At 61.3% G+C, this 18,177-nt stretch carries 19 protein-coding genes and 1 pseudogene; 9 read left to right on the top strand and 11 right to left on the bottom strand.

Features of this window, described 5'->3' with window-relative positions:
• Positions 1 to 38 precede the first annotated feature (38 nt).
• Positions 39 to 653, bottom strand: a complete 615-nt coding sequence (locus AB5Y67_RS13465; RefSeq protein WP_368207843.1) for a TetR/AcrR family transcriptional regulator — start codon at positions 651 to 653, stop codon at positions 39 to 41.
• Positions 654 to 854: 201 nt separating this feature from the next.
• Here AB5Y67_RS13465 and hpt point away from each other — a divergent pair, with 201 nt between their 5' ends.
• From hpt to AB5Y67_RS13425, 8 genes are all read left to right on the top strand, one after another.
• Positions 855 to 1,385, top strand: a complete 531-nt coding sequence (hpt, locus tag AB5Y67_RS13460) for a hypoxanthine phosphoribosyltransferase (protein ID WP_005335618.1) — start codon at positions 855 to 857, stop codon at positions 1,383 to 1,385.
• A gap of 111 nt (positions 1,386 to 1,496) precedes the next feature.
• Positions 1,497 to 2,414 (top strand): ABC transporter ATP-binding protein, encoded by a 918-nt coding sequence (locus AB5Y67_RS13455; protein WP_201933394.1) that lies wholly within the window; start codon positions 1,497 to 1,499, stop codon positions 2,412 to 2,414.
• Complete coding sequence (locus tag AB5Y67_RS13450) at positions 2,411 to 3,184, top strand: ABC transporter permease (protein WP_005362866.1); 774 nt, start codon at positions 2,411 to 2,413, stop codon at positions 3,182 to 3,184. The genes AB5Y67_RS13455 and AB5Y67_RS13450 overlap by 4 nt, the downstream gene beginning before the upstream one ends.
• A gap of 227 nt (positions 3,185 to 3,411) precedes the next feature.
• Positions 3,412 to 4,563 carry a double-cubane-cluster-containing anaerobic reductase gene (locus AB5Y67_RS13445; RefSeq protein WP_368207841.1) on the top strand — a complete coding sequence of 384 codons (1,152 nt, stop codon included), beginning with the start codon at positions 3,412 to 3,414 and terminating at the stop codon, positions 4,561 to 4,563.
• 9 nt (positions 4,564 to 4,572) lie between these two features.
• Positions 4,573 to 5,355, top strand: a complete 783-nt coding sequence (locus AB5Y67_RS13440) for an acyl-CoA dehydratase activase (protein ID WP_064341709.1) — start codon at positions 4,573 to 4,575, stop codon at positions 5,353 to 5,355.
• Positions 5,352 to 5,660, top strand: a complete 309-nt coding sequence (locus AB5Y67_RS13435) for a DUF3343 domain-containing protein (RefSeq protein ID WP_064341708.1) — start codon at positions 5,352 to 5,354, stop codon at positions 5,658 to 5,660. Before AB5Y67_RS13440 ends, AB5Y67_RS13435 begins: the two co-directional genes overlap by 4 nt.
• A gap of 14 nt (positions 5,661 to 5,674) precedes the next feature.
• Entirely contained in the window at positions 5,675 to 6,094 is a 420-nt protein-coding gene (locus tag AB5Y67_RS13430) for a MauE/DoxX family redox-associated membrane protein (protein WP_234915154.1), read from the top strand.
• A 4-nt stretch (positions 6,095 to 6,098) separates the two neighbouring features.
• Positions 6,099 to 6,626 carry a rhodanese-like domain-containing protein gene (locus AB5Y67_RS13425; protein ID WP_101315599.1) on the top strand — a complete coding sequence of 176 codons (528 nt, stop codon included), beginning with the start codon at positions 6,099 to 6,101 and terminating at the stop codon, positions 6,624 to 6,626.
• A gap of 83 nt (positions 6,627 to 6,709) precedes the next feature.
• Here AB5Y67_RS13425 and AB5Y67_RS13420 read toward each other — a convergent pair whose 3' ends face one another.
• From AB5Y67_RS13420 to thpR, 10 genes and pseudogenes are all read right to left on the bottom strand, one after another.
• Positions 6,710 to 8,074, bottom strand: a complete 1,365-nt coding sequence (locus AB5Y67_RS13420) for a cation:dicarboxylase symporter family transporter (RefSeq protein ID WP_320628425.1) — start codon at positions 8,072 to 8,074, stop codon at positions 6,710 to 6,712.
• Between the two features lie 153 nt (positions 8,075 to 8,227).
• Positions 8,228 to 8,577 (bottom strand): annotated as a pseudogene (locus AB5Y67_RS13415) (putative quinol monooxygenase).
• Positions 8,578 to 8,601: 24 nt separating this feature from the next.
• The gene (gene panC / locus AB5Y67_RS13410) at positions 8,602 to 9,459 is read right to left on the bottom strand and encodes a pantoate--beta-alanine ligase (protein WP_005335639.1); all 858 of its coding nucleotides are present in this window, start codon (positions 9,457 to 9,459) and stop codon (positions 8,602 to 8,604) included.
• 201 nt (positions 9,460 to 9,660) lie between these two features.
• Positions 9,661 to 10,455, bottom strand: coding sequence for a 3-methyl-2-oxobutanoate hydroxymethyltransferase (gene panB / locus AB5Y67_RS13405; RefSeq protein WP_005335640.1), 795 nt, complete (start codon positions 10,453 to 10,455; stop codon positions 9,661 to 9,663).
• On the bottom strand, positions 10,452 to 10,961 hold the full coding sequence (gene folK / locus AB5Y67_RS13400; protein WP_199427663.1) for a 2-amino-4-hydroxy-6-hydroxymethyldihydropteridine diphosphokinase: 510 nt from the start codon (positions 10,959 to 10,961) through the stop codon (positions 10,452 to 10,454). The genes panB and folK overlap by 4 nt, the downstream gene beginning before the upstream one ends.
• A gap of 11 nt (positions 10,962 to 10,972) precedes the next feature.
• Complete coding sequence (gene pcnB / locus AB5Y67_RS13395; protein ID WP_005335642.1) at positions 10,973 to 12,439, bottom strand: polynucleotide adenylyltransferase PcnB; 1,467 nt, start codon at positions 12,437 to 12,439, stop codon at positions 10,973 to 10,975.
• Positions 12,440 to 12,607: 168 nt separating this feature from the next.
• The gene (gluQRS, locus tag AB5Y67_RS13390; RefSeq protein WP_199427623.1) at positions 12,608 to 13,516 is read right to left on the bottom strand and encodes a tRNA glutamyl-Q(34) synthetase GluQRS; all 909 of its coding nucleotides are present in this window, start codon (positions 13,514 to 13,516) and stop codon (positions 12,608 to 12,610) included.
• 111 nt (positions 13,517 to 13,627) lie between these two features.
• Positions 13,628 to 14,077 (bottom strand): RNA polymerase-binding protein DksA, encoded by a 450-nt coding sequence (gene dksA / locus AB5Y67_RS13385; RefSeq protein WP_005335644.1) that lies wholly within the window; start codon positions 14,075 to 14,077, stop codon positions 13,628 to 13,630.
• 119 nt (positions 14,078 to 14,196) lie between these two features.
• Positions 14,197 to 14,940, bottom strand: a complete 744-nt coding sequence (gene sfsA, locus AB5Y67_RS13380; protein ID WP_047437797.1) for a DNA/RNA nuclease SfsA — start codon at positions 14,938 to 14,940, stop codon at positions 14,197 to 14,199.
• Positions 14,937 to 15,479 carry an RNA 2',3'-cyclic phosphodiesterase gene (gene thpR, locus AB5Y67_RS13375; protein WP_150389612.1) on the bottom strand — a complete coding sequence of 181 codons (543 nt, stop codon included), beginning with the start codon at positions 15,477 to 15,479 and terminating at the stop codon, positions 14,937 to 14,939. Before thpR ends, sfsA begins: the two co-directional genes overlap by 4 nt.
• A gap of 178 nt (positions 15,480 to 15,657) precedes the next feature.
• Between thpR and hrpB the strand changes: the two genes are divergently transcribed.
• Positions 15,658 to 18,105: an ATP-dependent helicase HrpB gene (gene hrpB, locus AB5Y67_RS13370; RefSeq protein ID WP_199427622.1), complete on the top strand. Its 2,448-nt coding sequence runs from the start codon at positions 15,658 to 15,660 to the stop codon at positions 18,103 to 18,105.
• The last annotated feature ends 72 nt before the right edge of the window (positions 18,106 to 18,177 follow it).

The following is an 18,177-nucleotide window of genomic DNA, read 5'->3' as shown; positions in this document are numbered from 1 at the left end:
CCACTCAATGAGTGACGCCGTTTTTTCGTTAAGCCGTGTTAGCGAGCCTGAATTGGCGCCGTCACGTACTTGAACAGGAAATCAGTCACCTCTTGGCGCGCCGGGCGCTGAGGTTGATTGATCATCTGCATCATCACATAGCCAAAACCGGTCAAAGAGCGGGCCAGATCCTGTGCTGACAGCACGCTGGTGATCTCCCCTGCATCCATGGCGGTTTGCAGCTCGCTGGCGATCAGCTCAAGGCAGTGATCGAGCAGCCTAGTATAGCGGGGCCATACCTCTTCCCGAACCGATGAGCTCCACTCCAGCCAGATACCGGCATAATCCGGTTGATCGTAGGCGGCATCGACAGAGAGGCGTACATGACGCTGGATCTTGTCGAAAATGGCGCCCTGGTCACCGTATGCCTGCGACAGCATCTGGTTCACAAAGCGTTCGATCTCGGCCAGCACCTCATCTACCAACTCCTCGCGGGTGTTGAAATAGTTGAAGACGGTAGCCACAGAGACCTTGGCCTGTTCGGCTATCTCGGCGTGACCTGCACGGCCAATGCCGCGACGGGAGAACACCTCGATGGCACATTCCATCAATTGGGAGCGACGAGCTTCCGGCGACAGCCGGGTACGACGTCTTATTTCTGCGCGTGGTTCCATAGTTTTTATCATCTAATAGTTATTGATTATGGTGTTTATAGTATTTTAACTAATCATGCCTGAGTGCCTGCTAACTCTATCAATTAAAATAAGCCGATAAAAGCACCACGTATCTCTAGCACCCTTCAACATGAGTGGTAGAATCATCGGTTTTGATATTCATGAACGGCCAAATCCCCTTTGGCCTTATGGGAGTAAGTGATGAAACACACCGTCGAGGTGATGATCTCCGAGGCTGAAGTAGCCGCCCGGATCGCCAAATTGGGTGAAGAGATCACCGCCCGCTATCAGGGTTCTGACGAAGTCGTGATGATTGCGCTGCTGCGCGGTTCCTGCATCTTCCTGGCCGACCTCTGCCGCCAGTGCCAGCTGCCCATCACCCTGGACTTCATGACTGCCTCCAGCTACGGCTCCGGCATGCACAGCACCCGTGACGTCCGCATCCTCAAAGACCTGGACGACGACATCAAGGGCAAGGATGTGGTGATCGTGGAAGACATCATCGACACCGGTTACACCCTCAACAAGGTGCGCGAGATCCTCTCCCTGCGCGAGCCAAAATCCCTGGCCATCTGCACCCTGCTGGACAAACCCTCCCGCCGCGAAGTGCAGGTGCCGGTCGACTGGATTGGCTTCGCCATCCCGGACGAATTCGTGGTCGGCTGTGGCATCGACTACGCCCAGAAGTACCGCAACCTGCCATTTATCGGCAAAGTGGTACCTCAGGAGTAAGCCAGGTTCAGGACTATCACGGGTGAAGCGGCCTTGCGCCCTTTACTCTGTGCAGGCGGCCTTGGCCGCCTTTTCTGTATCGAGCCGGATTCAACCATCACAGAGGTTGCAATGAACGCACTGGAAATCAGCGGCCTGAAAAAGACCTATCAGGGGGGCGTTGAAGCCCTTAAAGGCATCGATCTTACCGTCAGGCAGGGGGATTTCTTCGCCCTGCTCGGCCCGAACGGCGCGGGCAAGTCCACCACCATCGGCGTCATCAGCTCGCTGGTGAACAAGAGCGCCGGCAAGGTGAAGGTGTTTGGCTACGACATCGACAGCGATCTCGAACAGGCCAAGGCCCAGCTCGGGCTGGTGCCGCAGGAGTTCAACTTCAGCCAGTTCGAGAAGGTGATCCAGATTGTCACCCATCAGGCCGGCTTCTACGGCGTGCCCAAGGCAGAAGCCAAGATCCGCGCCGAGAAGTACCTGCGCCAGCTCGATCTGTGGGAGAAGCGCGACATGCCTGCCCGCACTCTCTCCGGCGGCATGAAGCGCCGCCTGATGATCGCCCGCGCCCTGATGCACGAACCCAAGCTGCTGATCCTCGATGAACCGACCGCCGGGGTCGATATCGAGATCCGTCGCTCCATGTGGAGTTTCCTCAAGGATCTCAACGAACAGGGTGTCACCATTATCCTCACCACCCACTATCTGGAAGAGGCCGAGATGCTCTGCCGCAACATCGGCATCATCGACAAGGGGCGTCTGATCGAGAACACCAGCATGAAGAATCTGCTGGGCAAGCTGGGTCGCGAGACCTTCCTGCTCGACCTTGCGCCAGGTTCTGCCGTACCTGAGGTGCCAGAGTTCAACGGCCGCATGCAGGATGAGCGCACCCTCGAGGTGGATCTCGACAAGAGCCAGTCACTCAACAGCCTATTCGAGCAGCTGTCGAACCAGCAGGTGCAGGTCGTGAGCATGCGCAACAAGGCCAACCGGCTGGAAGAGCTGTTCGTCAATCTGGTCGAAGAGGGGAGAAAAGCATGAATCTGGCCATCTACTACATCGCCTTCAAGAGCATTCTGGCCAAGGAGGTGAGCCGCTTTACCCGCATCTGGATCCAGACCCTGGTGCCACCGGCCATCACCATGAGCCTCTACTTCGTCATCTTCGGCAACCTGATCGGTTCGCGCATCGGTGACATGGGCGGTTTCACCTACATGGAGTTCATCGTACCCGGCCTCATCATGATGTCGGTGATCACCAACTCCTACTCCAACGTTGCCTCCTCCTTCTTCAGCGCCAAGTTCCAGCGCAATATCGAGGAGATGCTGGTGGCACCGGTGCCCAACTACGTCATCATCGCCGGTTACGTGGGCGGTGGCGTGGCGCGCGGCCTCTGCGTCGGCCTTATCGTCACCCTGGTGTCGCTCTTCTTCGTGCCGCTGCAGATCCACCATCTGTTCAGCGTCTGCGTGACCGTGCTGCTGACCGCCATCCTCTTCTCGCTGGGTGGCCTTATCAACGCGGTGTTTGCCAAGACATTCGACGACATCAGCATCATACCCACCTTCGTGCTGACGCCGCTCACCTATCTGGGCGGGGTGTTCTACTCCATCAGCCTGCTGCCCCCCTTCTGGCAGGGTGTCTCCCAGGTGAACCCCATCATCTACATGGTGAACGCGTTCCGTTACGGTTTCCTCGGTATCTCCGACGTGCCGCTCGGCACCGCCTACCTCATCATCATCGGCTTTATCGTGGCCCTCTACGGTATCGCCTGGTGGCTTATCTCCCGGGGTACCGGACTGCGCCACTGATTGCCAAAACGGGCACCTCACGGTGCCCGTTTTTTATTCCCCCTGTAGCCCCTTCAACCTGCCAGACCCCTTCGCAATAACCTGCCTGTTATTAAGGCTTTACCTGACACCTTGTGATCCACCGCAATTTTCGAATTACCCCCAAAGGTATAATTCTCGCGGTTGGATGTGCCGTCATTGATGGAGCATCTTGTCTCTTCATTTCTCTCATCAGGGCAGGATCGCCTATGTCACTTATCACCGAGTTGCCAGCCATTTTCGATAGTTTTTCAGATGCCCGTCGTCAGGGCTTTCTGGCTGTGATGGCACTCAAGGAGCGACAGATTCCCCTGGTCGGCACCTACTGCACCTTCATGCCACAGGAGGTGGCGATGGCGGCCGGCGCCGTGGTGGTATCGCTCTGCTCCACCAGCGACGAGACCATCGAGGAGGCCGAGAAAGATCTGCCCCGCAACCTCTGCCCGCTGATCAAGAGCAGCTACGGGTTCGGCAAGACCGACAAGTGCCCCTACTTCTACTTCTCCGATCTGGTGGTGGGGGAAACCACCTGCGACGGCAAGAAGAAGATGTACGAGTACATGGCCGAGTTCAAACCGGTGCATGTGATGCAGTTGCCCAACCGCGCCGATGACGAGGCCTCCCGCACCCTGTGGCGCAGCGAAATAGTCCGCTTCAAGGAGTTGCTGGAGCAGCAGTTTGGCCAACCCATCAGCGAGCACGCGCTGCGCGACGCCATCGTGCTGAAGAACCGCGAGCGCCGCGCGCTGGCCGACTTCTACCGGCTGGGTCAGCTCAACCCGCCGGCGCTGAGCGGCACCGACATCCTCAAGGTGGTCTATGGCGCCACCTTCCGCTTCGACAAGGAGCAGCTCATCGGCGAGCTGCAGGAGATGACCCGTCACATCAAGGCCGAGTATGCCGAGGGCAAGCGGCTCGATGCCCGCCCGCGCATCCTCATCACCGGCTGCCCCATCGGCGGCGCAGCTGACAAGGTGGTGCGCCTCATCGAGGAGCACGGTGGCTGGGTGGTGGGTTACGAGAATTGCACCGGCGCCAAGGCGACCGAGCAGTGCGTCAGCGAGGAGGGTGACCTGTTCGATGCGCTGACCGACAAGTATCTGGCCATCGGCTGCTCCTGCATCTCCCCCAATCACCAGCGCATGAATCTGCTGAGCCAGATGGTGGAGGAGTATCAGGCAGACGGGGTGATCGACGTGATCCTGCAGGCCTGTCACACCTATGCGGTGGAGTCGCTCGCCATCAAGCGCCATGTGCGCGATCGCCACGGCATCCCCTACATGGCGGTGGAGACCGACTACTCCAGCGCCGACAAGGGACAGCTGGCCACCCGGCTGGCCGCCTTTATCGAGATGCTGTAAGGAGGCGCCGTGTCACTCTCCATCGGGATTGACTCGGGCTCCACCGCGACCAAGGGGATCCTGTTCGACAGCCGGGATGGCGGACGTATCGTCCGCCGTTTTCTGGTGCCGACCCCCTTTCGTCCGCTGGCTGCCATCGAGCAAGGCTGGGAGGAGCTCTCGGCCGATTTGCCAGAGCGCCCCCACCTGACCCTGACCGGCTATGGCCGGGATCTGGCGTCGTTCGCCGATCGCCGGGTTACCGAGATCTCCTGCCATGGGCTGGGGGCTCGCCTGCTCTGCTCGTCGGTACACACCGTCATCGACATCGGCGGGCAGGACAGCAAGGTGATCCAGCTCGATAGCGACGGCAACCTCACCGATTTTCTGATGAACGACAAGTGCGCCGCCGGCACCGGTCGCTTTCTCGAGGTGATCACCCGCACTCTGGGAGCTCGGGTCGAGCAGCTTGACGAACTGCTGCAAGAGGCCGAGCCCCACGACATCAGCAGCATGTGTACCGTGTTTGCCGAATCGGAGGCTATCAGCCTGCGCTCGGCGGGCATTCCGGCCGAGTCAATCCTGGCCGGTATCGTCCGCTCCATGGCCCGGCGCAGCGCCAACTTTATCGACCGCCTCGGCGCCCGACCGAGCGTACTCTTTACCGGCGGTGTCAGCCACTGCGCCACCTTCCGCCACTATCTGGCCGAAGGGTTGGGCTGCGAAGTGGCCACCCACCCGGATGCCCAGTTTGCCGGTGCGCTGGGTGCCGCCCTGTTCGGCGCGCGCGCCAGCACGGGAGGCAAATCATGAATCAGGAGTTTCTCTACCTGTTCCACTCTACCCTCGGCACGGTCAGACTACGCAAGCGGCTGGAGCAGCACGACCAGTCGTTTCGGGTCTGCGACGTGCCGCGCCTGCTCAGTGCTGGCTGTGGCCTCGCCATTCGCCTCCACTGCCCGCCAGACGAGTGGTCACAGTGGTGCCAAAGCGGTGAAACCGCCGCCGTCTTTCGCTGCGAAGCGGACGGCGACTATCAGGAGCTGGCCCGCTATCCGGCCGATAGCCCGGACATGGCGAAGCAAACGCCTGTGGCTGGCAGTCGGAGTCATGGATGATAAAGAGCTATCCCATGGTTGTTTATCTGCGCATGCTGGCCAATCTGGCTCTGGGAGGATTCTTCCTCGCCTCCGCCGGGTTCAAGCTGGTCTCCCCCGCCCTGTTTGTCGAACAGATCGCGGCCTTCGGGCTGATCTGGCCGTCACTGATCCCGCCAGTGGCCTGGGGGCTGATCGCCCTTGAGCTCTGTGCTGGGCTTGCGGTCATCGCCAACCGGCGCTGGGGACTCTGGCTGGTGATCGGGCTACTCGCCCTGTTTATTCCGGTGTTGGGCTATGGCGTTGCCATCGGGCTCGACATCTCTTGCGGCTGTCTTGGCAGGGCTGATCTCAGCTCGTTGCCGGAGGCCATTGTGCGGGATCTGCTGCTACTGACGCTTGCGGGCGCCCTGCTGCGAACTTCCCGCCCCGTTTTTTCCGTTCTAAAGGAGTAGTGACATGATGACATTGCGATCCCGCACTCTGCTGGCCTCGCTGATCGCCGCCAGCTTTGCCCTCGGTGGCTGTGGCGACAACCAGTTCGAGCAGGAGGTGAAGCTGGAGCAGTCGGCGGTGCAGCTGGCGCAAGAGACGCAGCAGGGGGGCTATCAGCTGCTGACCGTGGCCGAGCTGAAGACCCGGATGGACAAGGGCGAGGAGCTGGTGATCATCGACACCATGCCCTATGAGGACTCCTACAAGAAAGAGCACATTCCGGGGGCCAAAAACTTTGTCTTCGTGAAGGAGGCCAAGGCCGGTGACAACTGGAGCGAGATTGTCGAGGGGAGCGGCACGGCGGAGCAGTTCCAGGCGCTGTTGGGTGAAGACAAGTCCCGTCCTGTGGTGATCTACTGTGGCTTCGTCAAGTGCGGCCGCAGCCACAATGCCGCCGCCTGGGCGGTGACTCAGGGCTATCAGCAGGTCTATCGGGTGCCGGGCGGCATCTTCGCCTGGAAAGGCGCCGGTTACCCCGTCTCTGCCGAGTAACCGCGTCTGCCCACAAGGCAACACAGTCGATATGAAAGAAGCCCGCAACTGCGGGCTTCTTTCATATTGGGCAACACTCGGAGTTAACTGGCGGCCTGCGTCTGCACCGTCTCCACGTTGGCCAGCTGCTGTTTGCCCAGCAGGCGCTTGGTGATCATCGCCGCCATGATGGCGCCGTTGACGTTGAGAGCGGTACGGCCCATATCCACCAGCGGCTCGATGGCGATCATCACCCCCACCAGCGCGATGGGGAAGTTGAGAGTGGAGAGCACGATCAGCGCGGCGAAGGTGCCGCCACCGCCGACGCCAGCCACCCCGATGGAACCCAGCGCAATCACCGGCAGCAGAGTCAGCAGGAACAGCGGATCGAACGGATTAATGCCGAGCATGGGGGCAATCATCGCCACCATCATGGCCGGGTAGATGCCGGCGCAGCCGTTCTGACCCAGATTGGCACCGAATGAGGCGGCGAAATTGGCGATGCTGGCGGGCACGCCAAGGCGCTGCTGGGTCTCGATACTGAGCGGAATGGAGGCGGCGCTGCTGCGGGAGATAAAAGCGAAAGTGAGCACGCCCCATACTTCCCGCAGATAGTGCAGCGGGTTCTGGCCGATCAGCAGCAGGATCACCATGTGTACCGCAAACATCGCCAGAATGGCGACATAGCAGACCAGAATAAAACCGAGCAGGCTGAGGATCTCGCTCAGCGGATAGTGGGCCACCACCCGGGCGATCAGCGCCATCACCCCATAGGGGGTGAGTGCAATCACCACCCGCACCATCTTCATCACCCACAGTTGCAGGGTGTCGATGGCGACGGCGGCGCGAGCACCAGCCTGTGGATGCTCCGCCTTCAACTGCAGCAGGGCAACCCCCGCCAGCACGGTGAAGATCACCACCCCGATCACCGAGAGACCGCGGCTACCCGCCATATCGGCGGCAAAGTTGGTGGGCACCAGCGAGAGCAGCAGGGCAGGCAGGGTCTGGGCACTGTCGATGGTACTCATGCTCTGTTGCAGGGCTGCCGTGTCGCTGCCGTGACTCAACAACCCGGCTGCGGTGAGACCGCTCAGGTGGGTGATGGTCATCCCCACCACACCGGCGATCATCACCAACGTCAGCATGGAACCGATCAGCACGGCGCTGATCTTGCCGAGGGACTGGGCCTGCTCCAGCTTGTTGATGGCGGAGAGGATGGAGGTGAACACCAGCGGCATCATCACCACCTTGAGCAGGCTGACATAGCCACCGCCGACGATATTGACCCACTCCAGGGTCTGCTGAACGCCGGCATCATCGGCGCCCCAACCCAGTTGCAGCGCCAGCCCGAACAGGGCGCCAAGCAGCAGACCCGCAAGTACCTTGCGCGAGAGCGGCACCGAAGCGGGTAGCCGGGTCAGGGCAAAACAGAGCAGACAGAAGAGCAACGAAGCAAACAAGGTAAACAAGGTAAACATAAATAAACACCTGTAGCGGCCATCAGGGCCGATTGTGGAGAGAGAAAACAGCGGGTGCGAGCAGAGTCGCGAGGGAAAACGCCAAATGGCAGGCGTGAAAAAGCAGCGGACGCCCGAGGGGGCGTCCGCTGACAATCGGGGAAATTACTTCTTTACGGGGGCGTCGTACTGTTCGGGTTCATCGCTATAGACGCAGACATTCCACTTCGCGGCCAAACCATCTTCCGCCAGACAGTAACGCTCGAAGAAAGCCTTGATCTCCGCGCGCTGGCAGTGCGCCTCGAAAGAAGCCATATCTTGCCAAATCTCGTTGAACACGATGGGGAAACTCTCCCCCTCGGCAAAGGGGCTCGCGATATGGCGGGTTACCCGATATTGCAGGCAACCATCCTCACGCAGGGTGTTGGGCTCGAGCGCCTGCAGCACCTGAAACAGGGCCTGCTCCTACCGGGTTTGGGCAGGAATTGGGCAATGCAGTAAACCTTCTTGGACATGGGGTCCTCCTGGTTGTCGCGGGCTCAGGCTTGCTGCAGCGTGACCACTTGATTGTCGATAAGGCGGGCCTTGCCAAGATAAGCAGCCATCAGGATCACCAGCTGCGCGCTCTCGTCAGTGGCGGATTCGAGGGTGGCGGCATCGACGATGTCGATGGCATCGGTACGAAAACCTGCGTTGTCGAGGCGCTGGCTGGCCTGCGCCACCAAGGAGGGCAGGTGGTGGTCACCCGCTTCAATCTGCTCGGCGATCCAGTTCATGGTGCGCGCCAGCTCGGGAGCGATGGCACGCTCGGCCGCAGTCAGGTAGCCGTTGCGTGAAGAGAGCGCCAGCCCGTCTTCGGCCCGCACGGTGGGCACACCGACGATCTCTATGGGCATCGCCATGTCGGCCACCATCTTGCGAATAAGCGCCAGCTGCTGGTAATCCTTCTGGCCAAAGCAGGCCACATCAGGCTGCACCAGATTGAACAGCTTGGTGACGACGGTACTGACCCCGCGGAAGTGACCCGGACGCAGCGCCCCCTCCAGCAGATTGGAGAGACCCGGCACCTCGACGAAGGTCTGGCTGGCCAGCCCCTGCGGATACATGATCTCCGGGGTCGGGGTGAACACCATATCGACACCGGCCGCTTCCAGCGCAGCGCAATCCTGCTCCAGGGTGCGCGGGTAGTTGGCAAGATCCTCGGCCTTGTCGAACTGCATCGGGTTGACGAAGATGCTGACCACCACCTTCTCGGCGTGGCTGTGCGCCTCTTTCACCAGCGTCAGGTGGCCCTGATGCAGATTGCCCATGGTGGGCACGAATGCGATGGCACGCCCTTCACGGCGCCATTGGCTGATCTGCTCACGCAGAACGACGGGATTATTTACGACCAACATCAGCAGTTCACCTTCCGATAAATCAAAAAGAGAGACGGGTTGCATCTACCGATAGCGCTCGGGCGGGATGGGGCACGAACATGGCTATCAGCAGTTCACCTTTAGATGAATCAATAAGATACGGATTAGCTATACGGATTAACGTTACAAGGCTGAGAAGCAGAGACGGGGGCCGCAGCCCCCATCATGCAACTGCCAGGATCAGTTGAAGCAGTGCTCCGGGCCGGGGAAGCTCCCCTCGCTCACCTGCTGCACATAGAGGCGGATGGCGGCACGCACATCGCCGGTCTCGGCCAGGAAGTTCTTGGTGAACTTGGGCACATAGCCGGAGGTGACGCCAAAGGCATCGTGCATCACCAGAATCTGACCATCGGTCGCGGGGCCGGCACCAATGCCGATCACCGGGATGCGAAGCGCCTTGGTGATGCGCTCGGCCAGCGCAGTGGGCACACACTCGAGCACCAGCAGCTGGATACCGGCCGCTTGCAGTTCGAGGGCCTGACGGTAGATCTCCTGCGCCTGAAACTCATCGCGCCCCTGCACCTTGAAGCCGCCAAAGACATGAACGGATTGCGGAGTGAGGCCGAGGTGACCGCACACCGGCACCCCGTTGCGGGTGAGGTGGCGGATGGAGTCACAGAGCCAGTCGCCCCCTTCCATCTTCACCATGCGGGCACCGGCCGCCATCAGGCGGGCAGCGTTCTGGTAAGTCTGCTCGGGGGTGGCGTAGCTCATGAAAGGCATGTCGGCGACCACCAGTGCCTTGCTGGCACCACGCGCCACACAGCGGGTGTGATAGACCATCTCATCCATGTTGACCGCCAGGGTATCCTGCCCCCCTTGCAGCACCATGCCCAGTGAATCGCCGATAAGCAGCACGTGGGCCCCCTCGTCGTCGAACAGCTTGGCAAAGGTGGCATCATAGGCGGTGATGGCGGTGAACTTTTGACCTTCCTGCTTCATCTTCAGCAGGCTGGCGGTGGTGATCTTGCTCATAGAGGCTCCTGTACGTCTGCACACGGGGCAATGATGGCCAAATCATTGTGCGGGCAGCGGGCAACCAGTCGGGCGAGCGGGGTGCCGCAGGGCAGCACCAGAGCAGGCGCAATTTCGGCAAGGGGCAGCAGCACGAACTCCCGCTCCTTCATGCCGTAGTGGGGTACGATCAGGCGCTCATGGTTGATCACCTGATCCCCATAGAGCAGCAGATCGAGATCCAAGGTTCTGGGTCCCCACCGCTCCTCTTTGCGCACACGTCCCTGTTCCAGCTCGATTTTTTGTAATTGATCCAGCAGCGCAAGGGGCGCGAGCCGGGTATTGAGCCGGGCCACGGCATTGACGTAGTCCGGCTGGTCAGCAGGCCCCATGGGGCGGCTGCTGTAAAACGACGAGGCCTCCACCAGCACAGATTCCGGCAACCTTGCCAAGGCAGCAACGGCGCGACGAGCCTGACCCAGCGGATCAGACAGGTTGGAACCAATGGCGATGAAGACCTCGGTCATCACGTCTGTTGTCACTCGGCCACTTTCGGTTTGCGGCGACGGGGGCGACGACGGTTGCGGCTGTTGCTGCTGCGCTTCTCGCCATCGTGGCTACGGGCCTCGCCGCGCTCACCGCTGGCCGGGCGACGGGTCGCTTCACGCTGCAATTGCGGGCGCACATCCGGATTGGAGGCAACATAGCGCTCCCACCAGCTGGCCAGCTCGCCGAGACCGCGCTCGACCCGGTTGCGCAGCAACAGGAAGTCGAACGCCGCGCGGAACTTGGGATGCTCCATGGCGCGCTCGGGGTGCTTGCCCTGACGACGGGTCAGCCGCTGTTGCAGTGCCCAGATGTCGCGGACATCTGTGGTGAAACGGCGGGGAACGGCGATGATCCGCACCTGATTGTCCAGCACCTCGTTGATCGCCAGCATGAAGGCGTCATACCAGGGCAGGCCGCTCTCGTTCTCCAGCACCCGACCACGGGCCTCGACGCAGCCCCACAGCAGGGTGGCGTAGAGGAAGGCGGGGGTGACGCGCTTATCTTCGCGGACGCGGGTGTCGGTATCGATCAGCGCCTGCTCGATAAACTGCTCGTAGGGCGAGTTGCCGTGCGGGGTAAACAGCGCCGCCACTTGCGGGAAGAGCTGCTGGAACAGGCCATACTCGCGCAGCAGTTTGTAGGTCGCCAGACCGTCGCCAGCCAGGAACAGCTTGAGGGTCTCCTCAAACAGGCGGGCCGCAGGGATGTCTTGCAGCAGTGGCGCCAGCTCCTTGATGGGGGCGGCGGTACGCGGGCTGATGGTCATATCCAGCTTGGCGGCAAAGCGCACGGCGCGCAGCATCCGCACCGGATCTTCACGATAACGGGTCTCGGGATCGCCGATCAGCTCAAGCTTGCGCTCGGCCAGATCTTCCAGACCCCCTTCGAAATCGTGCAGGGTGAAATCTTTGGCGCTGTAGTAGAGGGCGTTGACGGTAAAGTCGCGGCGCTCGGCATCCTCTTCGATGGTGCCGTAGACGTTGTCGCGCAGCAGCATGCCTTCATCAGACTGGGCCGACACATGTTTGCTGGTATTGACCTGATGGTGGTGACCCCGGAAGGTGGCCACTTCGATCACGTCACGACCAAAGACAATGTGGGCCAGGCGGAAACGACGGCCAATCAGGCGGCAGTTGCTGAACAGCGCCTTGATCTGCTCCGGCGTCGCATCGGTTGCGATGTCGAAATCCTTGGGCGTCTTCCCGAGCAGCAGATCCCGGACTCCGCCGCCGACCAGGTAGGCCTCATAGCCCCCTTTGTTCAGGCGATAGAGCACCTTGAGTGCATTCTCGCTGATCTCTTTGCGCGAAATAGGGTGCTGATCACGGCTTAAGGTACGACGTTGACCGGCGACACGGGCTGGAATGGGGGATTCCACCGACTGCTCGCCGTCTTCCTTGCCGAGCACCTTGCGGCAAAAGTTTGCGATCTGGGAAAAAATGGTACACCTCTTCATGACTTCTAAATTGACGGGAGGCCAAAAAATAGCGGCCTATCATAGCTCACGCCTAACCAAATGAAAAACCGTGCTGACAATTGATCCCGTTTGAAACGGATCATCCCGGTAAAATCACAATCAACAGCGGCAATTTACGCTCAATCAAACAAAAATCACCTGGTCGACTCAGCAATCCGCGAGCGGGATTTTCTCGCTGGCGGGCACCCGTTCGAGCTGCCAGTTAGCGATACCCCACCGGATGATCTCGTCAATCCGGCTCGCCATCAGCTCGGGCGGCGGGCACTGGCCGAGGAAGTGCAGCGCCTGCCACAGGGCCGGTCGCACCTCATCGAGCGCCAGGGCCGGCGCATGGTTCTGCTTGGAGAGCTTGTTGCCATCGGCCAGTACCGCCAGCGGCAGGTGCACCCAGTCGGGCACCGGCGCCCCCAGGGTCTGGTAGAGGGCAATCTGGCGCACCGTGGGCTCCAGCAGATCGGCACCGCGCACTATCTCGGTGATGCCGCTGTCCATATCATCCACCACCACTGCCAGGTTGTAGGCGTAAAGCCCGTCGCGGCGGCGGATAATAAAATCCTCCTCGGCAAGCGCCGCCGGGACCGCGATATGGCCCTGCAAGCGATCGTCGAAGTGGTAGACCGGATGGTGCTGGCGCAGCCGGGCGGCGCAACCTTCGGCCGCAAGCCCGAGGGTGCGGCAGTGGCCGCTGTAGAGACCGCCCGCGGCCATGATTTCGCGCCGGGTGCAACGGCACCAGTAGAGATCCCCCGCCCGATAGAGCTGGTCGATGATCTCGTCATAACGACTATGGCGCGCGCTCTGGAACATCACCTCCCCATCCCACTCGAGGCCATATGCCTCAAGGGTTTTGAGGATCAGGTGCGCTGCCCCCGCCATTTCCCGCGGCGGATCGATATCTTCGATGCGAACCAGCCAGCGCCCCTGCTGCGCTCTGGCCTGCAAAAAGCTGCCGAGGGCGGCGATCAGCGAACCGAAATGAAGCGGGCCTGAGGGTGAGGGGGCAAAGCGGCCGACATAGGGGCGCACAAGGGGTGAGGACGGGAAATTCACTGGCATGACTATTCGGGTAAGCGATTCATTGAGGCTGCATTCTGGGGCGCGACCGCCAAAAGCTCAATAAAAAAGGGAGCCCGCGAGCTCCCTTTTTCATATACCAGAGGGTCGGGATCAACCGGCCATCTGTTTTTCCTTGATCTCGGCCAGCGTCTTGCAATCGACACAGAGGTCGGCAGTCGGACGGGCTTCCAGACGACGGATACCGATCTCGATACCGCAGTGTTCGCAGTAACCGAAATCATCGTCTTCAAGCAGCTGCAAGGTCTTCTCGATCTTCTTGATCAGCTTGCGTTCACGGTCGCGGGTACGCAGTTCAAGAGCGAACTCTTCTTCTTGCGCGGCACGATCCACGGGATCCGGGAAGTTGGCAGCCTCGTCTTTCATATGGTCGACGGTACGATCAACTTCCTGCATCAGTTGGTTGCGCCAGGCACCCAGGATCTTGCGAAAATGCGCCTTTTGTTGGTCATTCATGTACTCCTCACCCGGCTTTTCCTGGTAAGGCGCGACACCCGCAATGGCCAGGGGGCCCAGAGATTTCCTGTTTTCGCCTGTTGGCATGCCCTGTCTCCTAATTCAGCACGCTACCCGTGCCATCCATAAATTGAGGGCGACATCTATAGCAGAAGGGTAACGGGTAAGCAAACGAGCCGTACCAATAATGTTACCCACTCCAATATTTATGCACTCCCCTCGGGTAACAGGTGACCAGATTCAAACGGGATAAACCCTTGAGCCACCATGCCTTGCACCCCAACATGGGGCCGATAGCATAAAATTTCAACCCCCGCCGCGATTGCCTGCTCAATTAGCAGACTATAGTGCGGATCTATATGGGTTGCAGGGCGCATCCGGCTTATTCCGGAGTGCAGCACCATAAAGAGCAGTACGGCCCTGTGGCCCGCCGCTTTCATCGCCATCAACTCGCGCAAATGCTTGGCACCACGGGCGGTGACCGCATCGGGGAAGTAGCCCATACCCGGATGTTCACGTTCGTCGAGCAGGGTGACCGATTTTACCTCGATGTAACAATTGCCCTTCTCGTCATCTTCCAGCAGCAGATCGATGCGACTGTTCTCTTCGCCATACTTCACCTCGGTGCGCAACCGGCTGTAACCCGCCAGCGGAGCAATAGCCTCCTGCTCGATCAACTCCCGGGCGATCTGGTTGGCGCGCGCCGTGTTGACGCAGATAAAGTGGCCCGCCGGGCTCTCGGCGATCTCCCAGCTGTTGGGCAGCTTGCGCTTGGGGTTATCGGAGGTGGAGTACCAGACCCGGGTGCCCGGATCGGCACAACCGGTCATGGCACCGGTGTTGGCGCAGTGGATGGTAATGACCTCGCCGTTATCGAGTTGCACATCGGTCAGAAAGCGCTTGTAGCGGGCCACCAGCTGGCCCGATTGCAGGGGGGGATCAAAAATCACGGGTTAGCCCTCCGCGCGTCTTCTTTTACCCGGGCGCGCAGCGGCCAGCAGGCAAGCGGCTCGTAGCGCACCCCGTCCGGGGTCGAGATGGATTGATAGAGGCAGAACTCATCGGCCTGCAGCAGAAAATTTGGGGCAGGCAGGATGGCCGGAGCCTCATCCGCCTTGCGCGACAGGGTGACATGGGGGCGATAACCCTGCTCGCCATTGCCAAGGCGCAACTTCTCGCCGTGGCGGCGCAGCGCCTTCGCCAGCACGGTCAGCTCGTTGGGCCACTCCTTCGGGCCAATCCAGGCGGCCTTGGCCCGGCTGAACCAGCCGGTCTCATCCAGCCTGATGGAGAGCGGCGGACAGTGCTGACGCTCTACGGCGGCGATCAGGCGGTGGGTGGTCAACTCGTCAGCCTCACCCAGAAATGCCAGGGTCAGGTGGAGGTTGGCTTGCGGCACCGGCTGACCGGGCCAGGGCTGCTGATCGCGCCAGGCGATGAGCTCGGGGGCGAGCTCCTTGACGGGCAGGGCAAAGAAGAGTTTGGCCATGTGGTGATAATGCCTTTTTCACGCTCATTGGATGGGCCCATTCTATGGCAGCCATCCGGCCATGTCTCGCCACCCTCCTACCCGAGTGGCCATATCCGCACATCCACTCACGGTGGCGTGGGTGGCTGTGGCAGAATAGGCGCCGTTTTACCGGTTGCTACAGAAGGTGCTCATCGCTTTGTCCCAGCTCCCCATCGTTTCGGTATTGCCCGAACTCTTTGCCGCCCTCGACAGCCACACCAGCGTGATCCTGCAGGCGCCCCCCGGCGCGGGCAAATCGACCCTGCTGCCGCTGGAGCTGGTGCGCCAGAACCGGCTTCCCGGCCGCATCATCATGCTGGAACCAAGGCGCCTGGCTGCGCGCAATATCGCCACTTTTCTGGCCCGTCAGCTGGGGGAGAAGGTGGGCGAGCGCATCGGCCTGCGGGTACGCGGTGAGAGCCGCACCAGCCCAGCGACCCGGCTCGAGATCGTCACCGAAGGGGTGCTGACCCGGATGTTGCAGCAAGACCCTGAGCTGACTGGCGTCTCACTGGTGATCTTCGACGAGTTCCACGAACGCAGTCTGCACGCCGATACCGCGCTGGCCTTCGCCATCGAGAGCCAGCAGGGATTGCGCGATGACCTCAAGCTCCTGGTGATGTCCGCTACCCTGGATGGCATGGCACTCGAGACCTTGCTGCCGGATGCCCCTGTGGTTCGCTCCGAGGGGCGCGGCTTTCCCATCGACTACCACTACCGCCCCGCCAATCGCCAGCAGTGGCTGGAGCCGCAGGTCGGCGCCGTGGTACTCGAAGCGCTGGCCGCTCAAGATGGCAGCCTGCTGGTCTTTCTGCCGGGACAGGGTGAGATCGAGCGGTTGGCGCAGTGGTTGGCAGACAAACTGCCGGACGACGTGACCCTCGCCCCCCTCTACGGCCGCCTCGACATGGCGGCCCAGCAGGCAGCCATCGAACCGGCGCCTGCCGGCCGCCGTAAGCTGGTGCTCACCACCAATGTGGCGGAGACCTCCCTCACCATCGAGGGGGTCTCTGTCGTTATCGACAGCGGGCTGGAACGACGAGCCTCCTATGATCTGAAAAGCGGCGTCACCCGGCTGGAGACACGCCAGATAGCCAAATCCTCCGCCACCCAGCGGGCAGGCCGTGCTGGCCGTCTCGGCCCCGGCGTCTGCTACCGGCTCTGGAGCAGCGAGGTGCAGGAGCGGCTCGCCGAGCAGAGCCCGCCAGACATCCTCACTCAGGAGTTGACCGGCCTGCTGATAGATGCCGCCCAGTGGGGCGCCAAGGTAGAAGATCTGCCGCTGCTGGACATGCCGCCGGCTGCGGCCGTCGCCAGCGCCCAGCGGCTGCTGGTGGCCCTTGGCGCCATGAAGCCGGAGGGTGAGCAACAACTCACTCCCGCTGGCCGTGCCATGGCGGCTTTCGGTACCCACCCTCGCCTCGCTCGCATGCTGCTGCGCGCCCGCGAGCTGGAGTCCGAGGGTCTGACAGGGATTGTCGCCGATGCCGCTTATCTGCTGGCGTTGCAGGAAGAAGATCTGCGAGGATCGGAGCGCCTCTCTGTGCTGTTCCACCGCCGTCAAAGTGCCCTGCGCCAGAGCGCTGCCCGCTGGTTTGAACGGCTTGGCGGACGCCCTGCCAGTGCGCAGGGTCAGTGGCTGGGGCTACTCTGCGCCCTCGCCTGGCCGGATCGCATCGGCAAGCTGCGAAGCGGCAGTCGCTATCAACTCAGTGGTGGGGTGAGCTGCGATCTGGTAGAAGGTCATCCCTGTCAGGGACAAGGGGCCATAATCGCCATCGAGATGGGGCAGAACGATCGCGGCAGCCGTATCTTTATCGCCGAACCGATAGAGCTGGATGAGCTGGCGCGTCTGCTGCCGGAGCTGGTGAGCGAGCGCCAGTGGTTCGACTGGGACGAGCGGGAGGAGCGGGTGCGCGCCGAACGCCAGCAGGTGATCGGCGAGCTGGTGCTGAGCCAGCGACCGCTGACCGAACTCTCTGACGAGCAGAAAGGGCGCTGCCTGCTGCAAGGCATTCGCCGCAAAGGGCTGCATGTGCTGCCGTGGGACGAGAGTAGCGAAGGGCTGCTGGCTCGTCTGCGCTGTGCCCGCGACTGGCTGCCTGATGAGGGGTGGCCCGCGATGGATGACGACAGCCTGCTGGCCACGCTGGAGCAGTGGCTGCTGCCAGTGGTGAGCGGTATGACCCGGCTGGAGCAGCTGAAGAGGCTCAATATGAGCGACATCCTGCGCCAATCCCTGCCCTGGCCACTGCCCAAACGGCTGGACGAGGCACTGCCGAGCCACTTTGCTGCGCCCACCGGCAGCCGGGTGCGGATCCGCTATCAGCCGGGGCAGGCACCGGTGATCCCGGTACGCATTCAGGAGATGTTCGGGCAAGGCTCGACTCCCTGCGTGGCCGATGGCCGAGTACCGCTGGTGGTGGAGTTGCTCTCCCCCGCCCAGCGACCGCTGCAGATCACCGCCGATCTGGCCGCTTTCTGGGCAGGATCCTACGAACAGGTGAAGAAAGAGATGAAGGGACGCTATCCCCGCCACTACTGGCCGGATAATCCGCTGGAGGCGATGCCGACCAAAGTCACCAAAAAGAAGATGGGTATCTAGGTTCGATGGGTTAATCCCGCTCGGACGTTCGCGAATGCGACATAACAAGTAGAAAGGAAAGCAAAGAGGATT

The sequence above is a fragment of the Aeromonas sp. s12 genome, from assembly GCF_040907925.1.
GTDB classification, from domain to species: domain Bacteria; phylum Pseudomonadota; class Gammaproteobacteria; order Enterobacterales; family Aeromonadaceae; genus Aeromonas; species Aeromonas veronii.
The sequence above is the reverse complement of the archived record's forward strand: the minus strand, read 5'-3'. Positions and strand labels throughout refer to the sequence as shown.